Annotated in this window: 13 protein-coding genes; 5 read left to right on the top strand and 8 right to left on the bottom strand. The window is 67.9% G+C overall.

Features of this window, described 5'->3' with window-relative positions; translation table 11 throughout:
• Positions 1 to 17: 17 nt before the first annotated feature.
• The 4 genes from HGG74_RS15080 to HGG74_RS15065 all read right to left on the bottom strand — a co-directional run bounded on the left by HGG74_RS15080 (position 18) and on the right by HGG74_RS15065 (position 6220).
• Positions 18 to 1067, bottom strand: coding sequence for a TerC family protein (locus HGG74_RS15080; protein WP_168487646.1), 1050 nt, complete (start codon positions 1065 to 1067; stop codon positions 18 to 20).
• Positions 1068 to 1400: 333 nt separating this feature from the next.
• Positions 1401 to 3530, bottom strand: a complete 2130-nt coding sequence (uvrB, locus tag HGG74_RS15075) for an excinuclease ABC subunit UvrB (RefSeq protein ID WP_168487644.1) — start codon at positions 3528 to 3530, stop codon at positions 1401 to 1403.
• A gap of 17 nt (positions 3531 to 3547) precedes the next feature.
• A complete protein-coding gene (coaE, locus tag HGG74_RS15070; RefSeq protein ID WP_168487642.1) occupies positions 3548 to 4753 on the bottom strand; it encodes a dephospho-CoA kinase in 1206 nt (401 codons plus the stop codon).
• 42 nt (positions 4754 to 4795) lie between these two features.
• Positions 4796 to 6220 carry an FAD-binding oxidoreductase gene (locus tag HGG74_RS15065; RefSeq protein ID WP_168487641.1) on the bottom strand — a complete coding sequence of 475 codons (1425 nt, stop codon included), beginning with the start codon at positions 6218 to 6220 and terminating at the stop codon, positions 4796 to 4798.
• Positions 6221 to 6464: 244 nt separating this feature from the next.
• Here HGG74_RS15065 and HGG74_RS15060 point away from each other — a divergent pair, with 244 nt between their 5' ends.
• The 4 genes from HGG74_RS15060 to HGG74_RS15045 all read left to right on the top strand — a co-directional run bounded on the left by HGG74_RS15060 (position 6465) and on the right by HGG74_RS15045 (position 10428).
• Complete coding sequence (locus tag HGG74_RS15060; protein ID WP_246262932.1) at positions 6465 to 7142, top strand: IMPACT family protein; 678 nt, start codon at positions 6465 to 6467, stop codon at positions 7140 to 7142.
• Entirely contained in the window at positions 7135 to 8283 is a 1149-nt protein-coding gene (locus HGG74_RS15055; protein ID WP_168487640.1) for a class I SAM-dependent methyltransferase, read from the top strand. The genes HGG74_RS15060 and HGG74_RS15055 overlap by 8 nt, the downstream gene beginning before the upstream one ends.
• Before the next feature lie 349 nt (positions 8284 to 8632).
• Positions 8633 to 8959, top strand: coding sequence for a hypothetical protein (locus tag HGG74_RS15050; RefSeq protein ID WP_168487638.1), 327 nt, complete (start codon positions 8633 to 8635; stop codon positions 8957 to 8959).
• Positions 8959 to 10428, top strand: coding sequence for a M14 family zinc carboxypeptidase (locus HGG74_RS15045; RefSeq protein WP_168487636.1), 1470 nt, complete (start codon positions 8959 to 8961; stop codon positions 10426 to 10428). The genes HGG74_RS15050 and HGG74_RS15045 overlap by 1 nt, the downstream gene beginning before the upstream one ends.
• Before the next feature lie 86 nt (positions 10429 to 10514).
• On the opposite strand, the gene HGG74_RS15040 is transcribed toward HGG74_RS15045, so the two are convergent.
• The 4 genes from HGG74_RS15040 to HGG74_RS15025 form a co-directional block, all read right to left on the bottom strand.
• The gene (locus tag HGG74_RS15040; RefSeq protein ID WP_168487634.1) at positions 10515 to 11285 is read right to left on the bottom strand and encodes a LamG domain-containing protein; all 771 of its coding nucleotides are present in this window, start codon (positions 11283 to 11285) and stop codon (positions 10515 to 10517) included.
• Between the two features lie 534 nt (positions 11286 to 11819).
• Positions 11820 to 12200, bottom strand: a complete 381-nt coding sequence (locus HGG74_RS15035) for a hypothetical protein (RefSeq protein ID WP_168487632.1) — start codon at positions 12198 to 12200, stop codon at positions 11820 to 11822.
• A 760-nt stretch (positions 12201 to 12960) separates the two neighbouring features.
• Positions 12961 to 14430, bottom strand: a complete 1470-nt coding sequence (gene rpsA / locus HGG74_RS15030; RefSeq protein ID WP_168487630.1) for a 30S ribosomal protein S1 — start codon at positions 14428 to 14430, stop codon at positions 12961 to 12963.
• Positions 14431 to 14598: 168 nt separating this feature from the next.
• Positions 14599 to 15912, bottom strand: coding sequence for a GNAT family N-acetyltransferase (locus tag HGG74_RS15025; protein WP_168487629.1), 1314 nt, complete (start codon positions 15910 to 15912; stop codon positions 14599 to 14601).
• Positions 15913 to 16027: 115 nt separating this feature from the next.
• On the opposite strand from HGG74_RS15025, the gene HGG74_RS15020 reads away from it, so the two are divergent.
• A complete protein-coding gene (locus tag HGG74_RS15020; RefSeq protein ID WP_205761987.1) occupies positions 16028 to 16801 on the top strand; it encodes an ABC transporter permease in 774 nt (257 codons plus the stop codon).
• Positions 16802 to 16891: the final 90 nt, after the last annotated feature.

The raw sequence follows: 16891 nt of genomic DNA, 5'->3' as shown, positions 1-16891 counted from the left end.
TTGCTGTCTGCAGCGCGTTAGCGGCGCTGTTCCGGTGCCTCGTGCTCCGGGTGCCGGCTCTTCTCGGCGTCGGCCGCCAGTTCGGCGTCCAGCTTGGCCGCCTTCGCGGCGGGGCTGAGGAGGCTGGCCACGGTGGCGACGACGATGATGCCCACGATTACGCCCAGGGAGACGAAGGTGGGGATCTCCGGGGCCCACTCGATGTGCTGGCCGCCGTTGATGAACGGCAGTTCGTTCACGTGCATGGCGTGCAGGACCAGCTTCACCCCGATGAAGCCCAGGATCAGGGCGAGGCCGTGCTTGAGGTAGACCAGGCGGGTCATCAGGCCACCCAGGAGGAAGTACAGCTGGCGCAGGCCCATCAGCGCGAAGAGGTTGGCAGTGAACACGATGAACGCGCTCTGGGTCAGGCCGAAAATGGCCGGAATGGAGTCCACGGCGAAGAGCAGGTCGGTCAGGCCGATCGTGATGAACACGATCACCATCGGAGTGAAGACCTTCTTGCCGTCGACGACGGTGCGCAGCTTGTTGCCCTCGAACTTCTCCGACATCGGCAGGACGGTGCGCAGCTTGGTGATCAGCGCGTTCTCGGTGTGCTCCTCGTCCTCGCCGCTGTCCTTGGCCTGCTTGTAGCCGGTCCAGAGCAGGAACGCGCCGAAGATGTAGAAGACCCAGCTGAAGTTCTCCACCACGGTGGCGCCGAGGGCGATGAAGATGCCGCGCAGGATCAGCGCGATGATGATGCCCACCATCAGCACTTCCTGCTGGTACTTACGCGGCACCGAGAAGCGGGCCATGATGATGATGAACACGAACAGGTTGTCGATGCTCAGGCTGTATTCGGTGATCCAGCCTGCCACGAACTGGGTGCCGAACTCGGCACCGGTAAAGGCGAACATCAGGCCGGCAAAGAGAAGGGCCAGGGCCACGTAGAAGGACACCCACAGGCCGGCTTCCTTCATGGATGGTTCATGCGGCCGCTTGATGACGTAAAGCAGGTCGAACAGCAGGATAATGCCGAGCACCACAAAAGTGCCGACTTCAAACCACAGGGGCAGTTCAAGCACGAAAAAACCTTCCGGGGATACGAATGATTGCCGCAAGTCTCTCCGCCGGCACCTGATCGGCCAGCCGCTGTGCCCGGCCCGGCTACTCTGCCCGGCGTGTTGACGTCCACAGCACTTGGGATACTCCCCTACGCTCCGCCGAGTTTACTCGATCGAACGGCCCTGTGCCCAATCCGGCCGCGCCGCAGCGGCCGGCTTTTGGCGGTGCCGGACCTGGAGTGGGGCGCGAGGGCCCCGGTGTGGCGCGCCAGCGACACTCCGGGAGCGCCCCCAAGAGTGGGGCGCGAGGGCCCCGGTGTGGCGCGCCAGCGACACTCCGGGAGCGCCCCACTCTCAGGCGTGCCCGGCAGAACGCATCTGCCGCAACTCCTTCTTCAGCTCCGCCACCTCGTCGCGCAGCCGGGCGGCCAGCTCAAACTGCAGCTCGGCAGCGGCGGCGTGCATCTGTTCGGTCATCTGCTCGATCATCCCGGCCAGGTCCTCGGCCGGCGCGGCGGCCAGCCCGTCCTTGCGGACCTTCTCGCCCGCTTTCCCGGCACCCCTGGCGGTCTGGGCCGCGGTCTTTGCCGAGGCGATGCCGCGCTTGCCCTTGCCGTAGTCGAAGGCCCCCAGCAGCGCATCGGTGTCGGCGTCCTCGCGAGCCAGCTGGTCGGTGATGTCCGCGATGCGCTTGCGCAGCGGCTGCGGGTCGACGCCGTGCTCGCGGTTGTAGGCCAGCTGGATCTCGCGCCGGCGGTTGGTCTCCTCGATCGCGCTGGCCATCGAGTCGGTGATCTTGTCCGCGTACATGTGCACCTGGCCGGAGACGTTGCGGGCCGCGCGCCCGATGGTCTGGATCAGCGAGGTGCTGCTGCGCAGGAAGCCTTCCTTGTCGGCGTCGAGGATGGCCACCAGCGAGACCTCCGGCAGGTCCAGGCCCTCACGAAGCAGGTTGATGCCCACCAGCACGTCGAACGTACCCAGCCGCAGCTCGCGCAGCAGCTCCACCCGGCGCAGGGTGTCCACGTCCGAGTGCAGGTACTGGACCTTCACCCCGCGCTCGAGCAGGTAGTCGGTCAGGTCCTCGGCCATCCGCTTGGTCAACGTGGTGACCAGCACGCGCTCGTCACGCTCGACCCGGGCGTTGATTTCACCCAGCAGGTCATCGATCTGCCCCCTGGTGGGCTTGACCACGATCTCCGGATCCACCAGCCCGGTGGGCCGGATGATCTGCTGCACCACGCCGTCGGCCTTGCCCAGCTCGTACTTGCCCGGGGTCGCGGAGAGGTAGACGGTCTGGCCGATCCGCTCCAGGAACTCGTCCCACTTCAGCGGCCGGTTGTCCATGGCCGAGGGCAGCCGGAAGCCGTGCTCCACCAGCGTCCGCTTGCGCGACATGTCGCCTTCGTACATGGCCCCGATCTGCGGAACCGTCACGTGCGACTCGTCGATGACCAGCAGGAAATCATCCGGGAAGTAATCCAGCAGGCAGTGCGGGGCGGTGCCGGGGCCGCGGCCGTCGATGTGCCGGGAGTAGTTCTCGATGCCGTTGCAGAAACCCATCTGCTGCATCATTTCCAGGTCATAGGTGGTGCGCATGCGCAGCCGCTGCGCCTCGACCAGCTTGTTCTGGGACTCCAGCACCTCCAGCCGCTCGCGCAGCTCGTCCTCGATGCCGGCGATCGCCCGGGTCATCCGTTCCGGTCCCGCCACATAGTGCGAGGCCGGGAAGACATACATCTCGGTTTCCTCGCGCACCACCTCGCCGGTGAGCGGATGCAGCGTATAGATCTTCTCGATCTCGTCGCCGAAGAACTCGATCCGCAGCGCCAGCTCCTCGTACATCGGGATGATCTCCACGGTGTCCCCGCGCACCCGGAAGGTGCCGCGGTGGAAGTCGACGTCGTTGCGCGCGTACTGCATCGCCACGAAGCGGCGCAGCAGCTCGTCGCGGTTCATTTCCTCGCCCTGGCGCAGGGTGACCATGCCCGCCACGTACTCTTCAGGGGTGCCCAGACCGTAGATGCAGGAAACGGTGGCGACCACGATGACGTCGCGCCGGGTCAGCAGCGCGTTGGTGGCCGAGTGGCGCAGCCGCTCCACTTCCTCGTTGATCGAGGAGTCCTTCTCGATGAAGGTGTCGGTCTGCGGCACGTAGGCCTCAGGCTGGTAGTAGTCGTAGTAGGAGACGAAGTATTCGACGGCGTTGTGCGGCAGCAGCTCGCGGAACTCGTTGGCCAGCTGGGCGGCCAGCGTCTTGTTCTGCACCATCACCAGCGTCGGCCGCTGCACCTGCTCGATCAGCCACGCCGTCGTCGCGCTCTTGCCGGTGCCGGTGGCACCGAGCAGGACGACGTCCTTCTCCCCGGCCTGGATCCGTTCGGTCAGTTCCTTGATGGCGGCGGGCTGGTCCCCGGACGGCTTGAACTCGCTGACCACCTGGAACGGCGCGACGACACGGTTGATCTCCTGGGCAAGGCTCATGCCATTAACGTTAGTCCTTAGTAGCGCGGCGCCGTCCAGCCCGAGGCCCGGATCCATTCCTGCAGCCGCGGCTCGGCGAACCGGAGGAACCAGCCGCCCTTGTCCCGGGCGTAGCCGCCGCAGGCATTGTCCCCGGCATGGAGGGCGGCCACCCGGCGCTTCTCCGCCAGGTACGCCGCGGCCGCATCCGGTTCGGCCCGCAGCCAGTCCCGGAAGGCCAGCGCGTAGCGCCAGCCGGGCGATCCGGCGGCCCGGACGTGGATGTTGGCGGGCCGGCCCGGATCAGCGCTGCCGTGCAGCCGCTTCTCCCACAGCGCCGGGTCCGGCGCCGAGGGTTTCGGATTGTCTTTCCAGGTCCCCGGCCGGCGGGGGAAGCCGGCGGCGGCGAGCGCCGGCTCCAGTTCGTCCGCCTCCGCCAGCGAGGCCACGGTGACCTGCAGGTCGATCACGTCCTTGGCCGGCAGCCCGGGCACCGCGGTGGATCCGATGTGGTCAACCGCCAGGATGCGGTTGTCGGCGCGCTGCAGCCGGGCCGCGAGCCGGCCGGCCTGCTGCGCCCAGTCCGGCTGCGGCTCCGACAGCACCGGCGGGCCCGGGGGCAGCACCACCTTCCGGTCCACCAGGTTGCGGTTGAACGGCACCAGCCGCCGGTGCCAGAGCTCGTCCACGGCGGCGACGACGTCGGCCTCGGTACCGGTATTGACCAGCAGCACGTCGGCGGCCGCCCGCCTCTCCTCCGCCGTCGCCTGGGCGGCGATCCGCGCACGGGCTGCGGCCTCGTCCATGCCCCGGTTGGCCACCATCCGGCGCACGCGTTCGTCCTCGGGCGCGTCGACGACCAGGACCAAGTGGAAATTGGCTCCCTGCCCGGTTTCCACCAGCAGCGGGATGTCCTGGACGACGATGCTCTCCCGGCCGGCATCCGCGGCCAGCTGCGCGGCGCGGGCCCGCACCAGCGGGTGGATGATGCCGTTGAGCAGTTGCCGCCTGTCCTCGTCGCCGAACACCACGGCGGCGAGCGCCGGCCGGTCCAGCCGGCCGGCGCCGTCGAGCACGGAGGCGCCGAAGGCGTCGACGACGGCGCGCAGGCCCGGGGTGCCCGGCTCCACCACCTCGCGGGCCAGCGCGTCCGCATCGATCAGGACGGCCCCGAGTTCGGCCAGGCGGGCCGCCACCAGGGATTTTCCGGCGGCAATGCCGCCTGTCAGGCCAACCTTCAGCATTCCGCCAGCTTAGCCCGGCCGCCGCCTCCCCTGTGCCGTCGGTCAGGCCGCTGCCGGCGGAATGTTCTGGTTGATATGGAACACGTTGTCCGGATCGTACTGCGCCTTGACCCGGGCCAGCCGGTCATAGTTCTCCCGGTACGACGCGCGGATGCGGTCCTGGCCTTCGTCCATCATGAAGTTGATGTACGCCCCGCCTGACGACGTCGGGTGCAGTTCCTCCCAGTACGCCTTGGCCCACTCAGTGACTTTTCCGGCGTTGGCAGGGTCCGGGTCCACGCCGACAATCACGCCCGCCCAGCCGCCGTCGCGGTGGGCGAACGCCGTCGCATCCCTAGGTACCCGGGCGGCCGCGCCGTCGACAGGATACATGTGCATGGTGGAGAGGGCAGAGGGCAACTGCTCCGCATATTTGCGGTGGATGTCGATGGCCTCATCCGAGATCTGGTGGATGAAATCCGCCCGCCAGTACCACTGCATTCCGGCCGGCAGCAGCGGGTCAAAGGCCGACTGCAGCGCCGAAAGGGGCATCTCCTGGATTCCCACCACAAGCGGTGAACCAAATTCACGCACGGGGGCCAGCACCTCGTCGGCGCGGGCGTGCGGCCCGCTGTAGCACCAGACGATGAGGCAGGTCTTGCGTCCGTGGAGTTCCTCGGGGAACGGCGGCACGGGAGGGATGGTGGCCAGTCCGATCCAGCCGCTGAGTTCCTCTGGCAGGGAGGGCAGCAGTTCCCGGTACCAGCGCATGACGTCAGGCAAGTCTGCCACGTCGTAGAACACCGGTCCGCCGATGATGTTTCCGTGCTCGCCGATGTCGTGGCAGCGGAAGCGGAAGGAGGTCACGACGCCGAAGTTGCCGCCGCCGCCGCGCAGCGCCCAGAACAGGTCCGGATGGTGCTCCGCATCGGCGGTCACCAGCGACCCGTCAGCCAGGACTACGTCCGCGCTGATCAGGTTGTCCACGGTGAGGCCGAAGCGCCGGCTCAGGTAGCCGCTGACACCGCCGCCAAGGGTCAACCCGCCGACACCGGTCGAGGAGACGAAGCCCGTCGGCGTGGTCATGCCGAACGGTACGGTCGCGTGGTCCACATCGCGCCAGAGGCAGCCGCCGTCCACGCGGACCGTGTGGTTGGCTGGGTCCACCGTGGTGCTGCGCATGGCCGACAGGTCGATCACCAGGGCGTCGTCCCAGACGCCGAGTCCGCCGGCGTTGTGTCCGCCGCCGCGGACGGCGATTTCCTGCCCGTGCTGCCGGGCAAAGCGCACGCACGCCAGCACGTCCGCCGAATCCGCGCACCGGACCACCAGGGCCGGACGCCGGTCGATCATGCCGTTGTAGACGGCCCGGGCCTCGTCGTAGTCCGGGTCCCCGGGCCTGATGGCCCGTCCGCGCAACTGGACTTCGAGTTCCGCATAGGGGCTCGCCAGTCCGGTGCCGCTGCTCTCGGCTGGGGTTGTCGACATAATAGTTCCCTCCTGAGTCCAGCCGTGCCAAACACAGGAATACGGGCCGCCCCGCCGCAGACGAGAACAGTCCACAATGCCGACCTTGAGTGGTCCGCGCCCCCGCATGGCTCGGTCCGGCAATCGCTTTGTGTTCTTGTCCGTTAATTTTCCCGCCGGACAGACGCCGGCGGCAACCGGAAGCGGCGTGTCGTGCAGGCGAAGGACAGGCCGCCCGCCGGGCGTTAGGCTGGAAGGCGTGACTCTGCCCGGCTCCCCCACCAGCACCGCCAGCTACACCACCATTGGCGGGGAGCACCGGCACGAACTCGAGATCAAGCGCTCGCGGTTCATTACCGTCCTGCGGCGGGTCGAATCCGAGGACGAGGCCCGGGCGCTGGTGGCCGGCCTGCGCCGGGAGTTCCACGACGCCCGGCACCACTGCAGTGCCTTCGTGCTCGGCCCGGACCGAGGCGTGCAGCGCTCGAGCGACGACGGCGAGCCCTCGGGCACCGCCGGGCTCCCGATGCTGGAGGCTCTGACCCGCCGCGAGACCGCTCCCGGGGTCGCGGACCTGAGCGACGTTGCCGCCGTCGTCGTCCGCTACTTCGGCGGCATCCTGCTCGGCGCCGGCGGCCTGGTCCGGGCCTACTCGGACTCCGTTTCGCAGGCCCTGGCCACGGCCCGGCTGGTTCCCCGGCGGCGGATGCGGCTGTTTGCCGTCCGCGCCGGGCATGCCGCGGCCGGCCGGCTGGAGAACGAACTGCGCGCGGCCGGGATCACGGTGCTGGAGACCGGTTATGACGCCGGGGGTGCCCTGATCACCGTGGCGCTCGCCGACCAGGCCCCGGTGGTGGAGGCTTTCCGGGACCGGTTGGCCGCGCTGACCGCCGGCGGGCCGGAACCTGAGCCGCGCGGCACCGAATGGGTGGATCTTGCCTGAGCTGGACTTCGCTGCGCTGCGCCGGTATCCGGACATCGAGGCGGAGAACCTGTATGCGTACGACGCCGCCGACCGGCTGCTCCTGGACACTGCCGCCGATGCGCTGGCCGGCTGCGCTCCGGGGCAGCTGGCCGTCATCGGGGACCAGTACGGGGCGCTGACCCTCGGCGCGGCGGCGGGACACGGCCTGGCCGGCATCCGTGTCCACCAGGATCCGCTCTCCGGCGAGCAGGCGCTGGCCAACAACGCCCGCGGGGCCGGCCTGGCCGGCGTCTACACCAACCATCCCCTCGGGCCGGAACTGCTCACCGGCGCCACCGTGGTGCTGCTGCGCCTGCCCCGCTCGCTGGAGGCGCTGGAGGAAACCGCCTCGCTGGTTGCCGCCCATGCGGACCCCGCCGTGCAGGTCTTCGCCGGCGGCATGGTCAAACACATGGCGCTGGCCATGAACCAGGTGCTGGGCCGGTACTTCTCCTCGGTCGCCGCCGGGCTGGCCCGGCAGAAGGCCCGGGTACTCACCGCAGCCGGGCTGAAGCCGGCCGGCACCGGGACACGGTTCCCGCTGGAAGCCGGGTACGACGTTGGACTGACCCGGCCGCTGCAGCTGCGGGCCTACGGGGCCACGTTTGGCGGGGCGAAGCTGGACCCGGGCACACGGTTCCTGCTGCCGCAGCTCGCGCAGGCACGGCCTGCACGTACCGCCATCGACCTCGGCTGCGGCAACGGGAGTATTGCCGCCTACCTGGCGCTGTCCCGGCCCCAGCTGCACGTGCTGGCCTGCGACCAGTCGGCCTCCGCCGTCGCTTCCACCGCCGCCACCGCCGCAGCCAACGGCGTCGCCGGCCGGGTGGAGGTACTCCGCGACGACGCGCTCTCGGCCCAGCCCGACGCCTCGGCCGAGCTGATTGTGCTGAATCCGCCCTTCCACGTCGGCTCCACCGTCCACGCCGGCATTGCGCTGAAGCTCTTCGCCGACGCGGGACGCGTCCTGGCCCCCGGCGGGGAACTTTGGACTGTCTGGAACTCGCACCTGCGCTACCGCCCGCACCTGGAACGCCTCGTCGGCCCGACCAGGCAAATGGCCCGGAACCCCAAGTTCACCGTGACAGTCTCCACGCCCTTCCCGGAAACTGTTCATTAGTCACCTCCTTTTCGGACTACGCAATCGAATTCACGCAAGCCGCCATTGCAGCAGCGTTGTGGATTGGATGTGGCAGGATCGCGTCCCGGCCGTTGGGTGTGTCTGCGCGGGCGATTGCCGCCCTCCAGCATCTGTAACGGCCAAGTAACGGCATGTGGACAAACTGGCCCTGGCCGCTGTCGCCTTCAGGACATGGGGGCGGCAGGCAGCCGAACGAAGAATTGTTTCCGCTTTCAGGAGAACCAGGCGTGGAAAGCCCCGGATGGCACGGCAGCCCAACCAGTCGCCGGCATCCGGCAGGACTACGTGCTGCTGACCGGATGGTTCCCTGCTTCAGGAAGGGAGGCCGATGATGGCCGCCGAGGATGCCCCGCAGGACACCGGCCGGGCGAAAGCCCGGTACGAGGTCATTCTCCGTTCCGGGGCCGCGGACCAGATCGACATGCGGCGGGTGGCGGACATGGATCTGGACCGTGTGCCCGATCCCGACGGAGGCGTGCGGTTGCTGGTCGACATGGAGGAGGCGGCCCGCCTCGTCGAGAGCGGCTTCGAGGTCACGATCGTCCAGGCCGCGCCTGCAGGTCCGCTGGATTCCTCGCTGATCATGGACGACGACGCCGCGGCCGCGTGGCTCGATGAACGCCTCGGTGGCACGGAGCAGAAGGGAGAGGACTGATGTACCGCACGGTTTCCCAGCTCGACGCGGCGGGCAGCACCCTCGCCGCGACCCACCCCCAACTGTGCACACAATTCACGCTGCCCGAGCCCTCGGTCCAGGGCCGGCCGGTCCGTGCCCTGCGGCTGCGCGCCGGCGGCGGCGACCGCCGGGGTGTGCTGCTGGTGGGCGGCACGCACGCGCGCGAACTGATGAACCCGGACCTGCTCATCGAGCTGGCGGTCGATCTCGTGGCCAGCTACCGGACAGGAAGCGATGTGGTCCTGGGCGGCCGGACCTGGCCGGCGGCCGATATCAAACTCATCCTGGAGACCCTCGACCTGTACCTGCTGCCATGCGTGAACCCGGACGGGCGCCACCACGTGATGACCGTCGACGGCCTCTGGCGGAAGAACCGGCGGGACAATCCGGGGACCGCCTGTGACGGGGTCGATCTCAACCGCAATGCGGACCTCCTCTGGGGCGTTACCGAGGGACAGACCTCCTGCGCCCCGTGCTCCGAGGTCTACTGCGGACCGTCTGTATTTTCCGAGCCTGAGAGCCGCAATGTCCGGCACCTGCTCGACTCCCACCGGATCGACTGCTTCGCTGACGTGCATTCCTATTCCGAACTCGTGCTGCATCCCTGGGGACACGCACCAACCCAAACGACGGACCCAACGAAGCGGTTCACCACCCTGCCGGCAACTGCCTGCCAGCCGATCACCGACCCGAGCTACGCCGAATACATGACACCGCGCGACCTGCTGCGCTTCGAAAGCGTCGGAGATGGCATTGTCCAGGCCATTGCCGACGTGCGCGGCCGGAAATACACCCGGGAAACCGGGCTCGGCCTGTATCCCACCACGGGGACGCTGAGCGACTACGCCTACGCGCGGCACATCGCTGACGGCACGCAGCACAAGACCTACGGCTTCACCCTCGAGACCGGTCCGTGGCAGGGCAGCGTGGCGGAGTCCTTCCACCCTGCCAATCCGGAACCGATCAAGCGGGAGGCCGAGTCCGGGTTGTTGGCGCTGCTCCAGCTGTCCATCTGCGCCATCGAGCTGATCGGCTGGAAGCTGCTTGACCGCGACAGGGAGGTCCAAACGCTGCGCCGGGTCAGGGACGAACTGCTGGGCAGCACCGGGCAAGGCAGGGCTTGGATCACGCTCTTTGAACAGCTTCAGGCGCCGCTGATCAGCATCGTGCTCCAGGATCCTGAGCTGGCCGGGCGCGCCGCGCGCCTCGTGTCCGCTGCCGGGGCACAGGTCACCGACGACGGTGCCGTCCTCGATCCGGAGACAGCCGGCGAGGCCCGCGGATTCGTGCACGCCCTGGCAGAGCGCGGCCCCGCGGAACTGCGGTCCGACCTGCAGCTCGTACAGGAGCGCCTGGCCGCTTTTGCCGGGCTCTCCACCGCCGAGATCTTGAAGTCACTCACGGAACGCGGCCCTGCAGACGCCTCCGTCCCGGACCGGCCGGTCTAGAGCCGTCCTCGGGCTACCCGTCTGGATGCGGAATTTCGGGAAATGCTACTAAACGAGTGGAGGCACAGGAGTCGACTTCCCTGGCCTCACCGCCGGGTCATCACGGTGTAGTGTTTCTTGATGCTTTCGGGCCGCAGTTCCTTTCCGTAGATAGCCACCTTGCCGATGGCGCCTTCGAAGAACGTGTCCAGGTCGCGGGTTCCGATGCGGAACGGCGCGTTGCCGCGCTTGGGGACGATGACCGTCCCGCCGTAGTCCAGGTTGGTCGTGTCCCTCAGCTTGCCGTCCCGGTAGATCCTTACGTACCCGTTCGGATAGGAGTCCGACTTCGCTTTGGCATTGATGACCAGCACGTAGTGGATCCAGGTCCCGGCCCGGATTGTGTCCTGGAAGTATGATCCCGCCCCCTTTCCCCCGTCAATGTTGAACTGATAGCCGGAGATGCGGTTTGGCCTCTGCGGATCGGTATTCGAGTAGAACCGCGCGACATACTCATGGTTGTTCGGTTCCCCCTTGCCCATCCAGTGCATATATCTCATGTTGTTCCCTTCTACAGGGAATTTCAGCGCGTCCGGACGCATCCATGCCTCGAGCGTGAGCACGCCGCCGGTGGCCGGGCTGAGCGCCGCGGCGTCCTTGACCTGCAGATATGCGGTCTTGCCGTCGAAGTCCGCGGCCGTGTCCCCGTTGGGCAGCCTGGTGGCAGCGGGACGGCCGAAGTACCTGCCCGTGTGCCCGTGGCCGGTACGGTCCTTTTCGGTGCTGCTGCGCGGGCTGCTCATGGTCCAGTAGGCAGCGGGTTTGTCGGCCTGCGCTGCAGCGTCGTACGTGACCCGGGGTGCCGCAACCTGCGGCAACCCCGGGGCTCCGGCTGCGCAGCGGCCGACGGAAGCCCCACGAAGCCCAAGGTGAGCACGGACAGCAATGCCATCCTGCGTCGGACCGGGGAAGAATTGTTGGCCCGGTTCCGGGTCTTTGTCATTTCAACGGTTCCTTGAATGTCATCCAGATTAGACACCGGCCGGGACGGAAATCTGCACTTTGATTCAGCCTTGCCAGGTTTTCGACGCATTTTCGCCACCATATCGGGAATCCCTGCCGACAATATCGAAGCGTTGCCTGCATCAACGGGAAACATCCAACCTGCGGCAGCCCCCAACCCGCCTGCCGGGTAAACTCGAAGTTGATGTGAATTACAGGTTATGCCGATCGAGTTCAGCAGGGGTGAGTCCGTTTTCGTCCTGCACGTCCTACCTCTGGCCACGTTAAACGGCAATTCCGAGTATTCGTCACTATTAGCGTTTTATCCGCACCATATCCGCCATGCCCGACGCAGAGCTGTCCCGCCACCGAACAGGGCAAGGTCGCCCATCGGGGTCCTGATATCCGCCCTACTGCGCCAACTCTGTTTTTCGGTTCTGCATCGTTCCCGACAACGGACGGACATCGTAATCCTGCAGCGGAGATCGCGGCGGGCCCATTGACCGTGTTCGGTCAGTGACAATGATGGCCGCACCGGTAACCTGTTCTTCCTCGCTGTCCCGGATCCCGGAGGGAACCAGAACGGCTAACCGGACCTGGGTGAGGTCCCTTGAACTATCGAGGAGAACCACGGTCAGCATCGTCCCCAGGTCCGAACCTGAAATCAGCACATTCTCACCGGAAAACTCCCTGTCCGTGCCCGCCAAGCCTTCGCCCTGCACCGAGAGCACGCCGTCATCGGCACTGAACCGCACATCAATGCCTTCGCCTGTGAGCGTGAAGCTTTCCATCTCAATCTTCCTTTTGGACATCAAAACCAGTTATCTCATTGCACCTTGCTGCCGTTATCGCTGCCGTTATCGCGGCGTTATACCGGCTAGCGCGCCGGCGGACGTCGCCGGGACCAAATGCCGCGCCGCGTCCGGCACGGCAGGCAGTCCAAAAAGCCTGTCCTCGTGGTCGTTCCCGCCGGATGGGGCTGTGTGATCGGCGGCAGACTTGCCGTCGCAGTACGCGGTATATCGGCGGGGCCGGAACGGTTCCACAAGATTCGAGTGGACGGCCTGTGTTGGCACGGGTGGGAAGCCGGCTCGAGGCCGGTGACACGGCAGCACGGCTTCGGAGCAAACCCCCGGGGTGCCGGGGCTTGTTGGTGCCGTCCAAGCCTGCCTCGCCGCTGATGAGTCCAGACGGCTGGGGATGCCGGGGCAGCTGCCGACCCTAATCAGGAGGTTGCCGCGCCCGGGCTGGTCGTACACGGTGCGGGAGACCATTCGCTGCCCGACCCCGACGCCGCGGTTGAGCCGGGTCAGGGCGTCCCCGGTCGACCATGCGCCGGCCGGCGTGCGGGGCGCGCCAGTGATCGTCCAGCGCCACGAAATAGTGCCTCCGGGGTTCCAGGCCGCCAGCCAACTTCTGTGTCTGCGCTGCAGCTAAGCCACAGGCCAATTTTGCCAAAGGCGGAAAACACAGAGGGCCCCGCACCGGGTGGTGCGGGGCCCTCGTGCTCAGCTCAATACCGGTTCACCGAACCGGTACGGCCTGCGGCAATCAGTGGCCGGTGAGCTTCTCGCGCAGGGCGGCCAGGGCCTCGTCGGAAGCCAGCGTGCCGGACTCGGCAGCCGGTGCCTCGGAGGAGTAGCTGGTCGGAGCGGCCTCGCTGCTGCCGCCGGAAGCGGCAGCGGAGTCCTCGGCCAGGGCAGCGGCGACCTGCTTCTTGTGCGCCTCCCAGCGGGCCTGGGCGTCGGCGTACTGCTGCTCCCAGGCGGCGCGCTGGGCCTCGTAGCCCTCGAGCCACTCGTTGGACTCCGGGTCGAAGCCCTCCGGGTACTTGTAGTTGCCCTGCTCGTCGTACTCGGCGGCCATGCCGTACAGTGCCGGGTCGAACTCGGTGCCCTCGGGGTCGACGCCCTCGTTGGCCTGCTTCAGGGACAGCGAGATGCGGCGGCGCTCCAGGTCGATGTCGATGACCTTGACGAACAGCTCGTCGCCGACGGAGACAACCTGCTCAGCCAGCTCGACGTGGCGGACAGCCAGCTCGGAGATGTGGACCAGGCCCTCGATGCCGTCCTCGACACGCACGAACGCACCGAACGGCACCAGCTTGGTGACCTTGCCCGGGACAACCTGGCCCAGGGCGTGGGTGCGGGCGAAGGTCTGCCACGGATCTTCCTGGGTGGCCTTCAGGGACAGGGAGACACGCTCGCGCTCCAGGTCCACCTCGAGGACCTCGACGGTGACTTCCTGGCCGACCTCGACAACCTCGGACGGGTGGTCGATGTGCTTCCAGGACAGCTCGGAGACGTGCACCAGGCCGTCCACGCCGCCCAGGTCCACGAAGGCGCCGAAGTTGACGATGGAGGACACGACGCCCGGACGGACCTGGCCCTTCTCCAGCTTGTTGAGGAAGGTGGAGCGGACCTCGGACTGGGTCTGCTCCAGCCATGCACGGCGGGAGAGCACCACGTTGTTGCGGTTCTTGTCCAGCTCGATGATCTTGGCTTCGATCTTCTGGCCGATGTACGGAGCCAGGTCGCGCACGCGGCGCATCTCGACGAGGGAGGCGGGCAGGAAGCCGCGCAGGCCGATGTCGAGGATGAGGCCACCCTTGACGACCTCGATGACGGTACCGGTGACGACGCCGTCCTCTTCCTTGACCTTCTCGATGTCGCCCCAGGCGCGCTCGTACTGGGCGCGCTTCTTGGACAGGATCAGGCGGCCTTCCTTGTCCTCCTTGGTCAGGACAAGAGCTTCAACCTGGTCGCCCACGGCGACAACTTCCCCGGGATCAACATCGTGCTTGATGGAGAGTTCGCGGGAGGGAATGACACCTTCGGTCTTGTAACCGATGTCGAGCAGGACTTCGTCGCGGTCGACCTTGACGACGGTACCTTCGACGAGGTCACCGTCGTTGAAGTACTTGATGGTGGCGTCGACGGCGGCGAGGAAGTCCTCAGCGGTGCCGATGTCGTTGATGGCGACCTGAGGGGCACCGGGCTTCTCGGTGGAGGTGATGGTCATGTAGTAGGGGCTCCGATGTGGATAGTTTTCTTGGTTCCGGGCCTCGGCACACGCCGGCGCCAGCATCCTGCTGTACGCTGAGGTGTCCCCGCCGCCCGGAAGTGGACTTTTTGGGAATTGCATGCGCATTACGCGCCCGATAAGTCTAGCCGGTGCGGGCAACTCCGGTCAAAAGTGCGTGATGCAGTACGGCCGCACGGGCCGGGCCATGAGCCGGTCCAGCCGCTGGACCGCCTCGGGCTCCCCCGCCAGCCGGCCCGCCGCCGCGAGCGTGCGCGCGCTGGTGCCGCCCAGATAGAGCGAACCGAGGACGTCGGCACCGAGGACAAGGTCGACGGCTGCACCGGGGGCCAGTGGTTCGACGGCGGCGCTGCCGCCGCCGGCCGTCAGCCGCCATCGGCCCGCCGCCAGACCCAGCGGATCGATGATTTCGAGCGTGACGGACCCGTCGGCGGCGTAGCTGCGCGCCTGCAGCGCGGCAGCTGGGTCCAGCACCCGCAGCCACAGCGCATCCTCCTCGTGCCGGACCTCATAGCCGCGCGGATCCTGCAGGGCCCACGGCAGCGGATCCTCGACCGGGGCCAGCGGCCAGTCGATCCGCTCCACCAGGTCAATGGAGCCCAGGTACCGCCACAGGCCCAGGTACGCTTCCGGCGTGGCCGCCACCAGGTCCACTACCTTCACCGTCCGTGGGGAACTGTCCCAGCCGGCGAACCGGTAGCACACGTAGCCGTCTGCACTGCCGCCGTCCCCGTAGCAGAGCGCCGCACGCAGCGTCCTGTCCGGCTCCGGCTTGTGCTGCTGCCAGCGTCCGGAGACCATCTGTGCATAGGAGAATTGGCGGCCCACCGAGCCGGGCGTGCGGGCATGGAAGCGGGCGAAAATCTCCGGTGCCAGTACCGCCAGTGCCTCCGGGTCGGTCACTTCCACGGTCCCCGCCGCCGCAGCGGCCTGCGGGCGCAGCGCGAACCGCTCGCGCACGTCCACGTGCACGCGCCGGGCAAAGGCCGCCGCGCCGAAGCCGAACCGGCCGTAGATGGTGGCCTCGGAAGCGACGAGCGCGGCCAGGGCCAGGCCGTCTTCGGCAGCCCGGTGCAGGTCCTCGGTGATCAGCCGGCGCAGCAGGCCGCGGCGGCGGTGCGTCGGCCGGACCGTCACCGTAGTGACCAAATGTGCCGGCAGCAGCGTTCCGCCGGTGTTGACCGTGTTCACCATCGTGGCGTAGGTGGCCACAGGGATGGCCGGATCCCAGACTCCCGGCCGCTCGGCGTCGTCGTACACGGCGGTGAGGATGCGGGCGTCCGCCGCGTAGGACTCCGCGTACTGGACAACGTCGGCAGGATCGGCCCTGCCCTCGTGGAAACCGAACTTCATCGCGTCGAACCAGCCCTCGAGCCGCTGGTCCGCCAGGCCGTCCTCACGGAGGGCGGTGAACCGCTCGGTGCGCAGGGCCGGACCGGGTCCGTCGTCGGCAGGCTTCACGCTGCCAAGTCTAGCCGCCGAGGACCCCACCACGAGCCGGCGACGGACGGGAGGCGGCTGGACGCCGGCATTCCAGCAGGAAACCGTACAGGCCTGCCGGTGCAAGGATGGACGGGTGCCGGAAAACTCCACCCTGCTCAATACCGGTCCCGCCGTGTGGGCCTTGCTCGCGGTCCTGCTGCCGGTAGCGGCCGCCGTCGCACGCTCCGCCCTCGGGCTGCCTGTCCGGCAGTTGCTGGCTGCCGGCCTGAGGGCCCTGCTGCAGCTGGCCGGAGTGGCCGTGGCCATTGCCGTACTCAGCCGTTCGGCGGTGCTCTCGGCCGGGTTCCTGCTGCTCATGGTGCTGGTGGCGGCCTGGACCGCCGCGCGGCGGATCGGCGGGAACACCGGCGTGCACCTGGCGGTGCTGCCGATCCTGGCCGGGGCCGCTCCGGTGGCCGGGCTGATGTTCGCCGCCGGTGTGCTGCCGCCCCTGCCATTGGCCTGGCTGGCAGTCTGCGGGCAGTTGATTGGCGGCGCGATGACCGCCACCAGCCTGGCCGGGCGCCGGATCGGTGCGGAACTTGCGCTGCGCCACGGTGAGGTCGAGGCAGGACTCGCCCTGGGACTCGAGCCGCGCGCGGCGCGGGCCCTGGTGGCCCGGCCGGTGGCGCACGAAGCACTGCTGCCGGCCCTGGACCAGACCCGCACAGTGGGTATGGTCACCTTGCCGGGGGCCTTTGTGGGCCTGGTCCTGGGCGGCGCCTCACCCATTGATGCGGGCCTGGTGCAGCTGCTGGTGCTCGTTTCACTGCTGGTTGTCGAGGCCATCGCCGTGGCGGTCCTGGCTTTCCTCGCGGAATCCGGGATGATCCGCCCTCCGCACACTGGCGATACGGCCCAGGCATGAGCCAGGCCCCGCCGCAGCGCCGAAGCCGGTACGACAGGCCACCCTGGAGTGCGGCGCGAGGTCCCCTGCGAGGCGGCCGAGCCGACACGC

This window comes from Arthrobacter mobilis, assembly GCF_012395835.1.
GTDB lineage: Bacteria > Actinomycetota > Actinomycetes > Actinomycetales > Micrococcaceae > Crystallibacter > Crystallibacter mobilis.
This window is presented reverse-complemented; position numbering and strand designations above follow the sequence as displayed.

Excerpts from the sequence above, each read along its gene's own strand:
- HGG74_RS15045 (WP_168487636.1), top strand. The coding sequence starts at position 8,959 with ATGTACCGCACGGTTTCCCAGCTCGACGCGGCGGGCAGCACCCTCGCC.
- uvrB (WP_168487644.1), bottom strand. The coding sequence starts at position 3,530 with ATGAGCCTTGCCCAGGAGATCAACCGTGTCGTCGCGCCGTTCCAGGTG.
- HGG74_RS15050 (WP_168487638.1), top strand. The coding sequence starts at position 8,633 with ATGATGGCCGCCGAGGATGCCCCGCAGGACACCGGCCGGGCGAAAGCC.
- coaE (WP_168487642.1), bottom strand. The coding sequence starts at position 4,753 with ATGCTGAAGGTTGGCCTGACAGGCGGCATTGCCGCCGGAAAATCCCTG.
- HGG74_RS15035 (WP_168487632.1), bottom strand. The coding sequence starts at position 12,200 with ATGGAAAGCTTCACGCTCACAGGCGAAGGCATTGATGTGCGGTTCAGT.
- rpsA (WP_168487630.1), bottom strand. The coding sequence starts at position 14,430 with ATGACCATCACCTCCACCGAGAAGCCCGGTGCCCCTCAGGTCGCCATC.
- HGG74_RS15065 (WP_168487641.1), bottom strand. The coding sequence starts at position 6,220 with ATGTCGACAACCCCAGCCGAGAGCAGCGGCACCGGACTGGCGAGCCCC.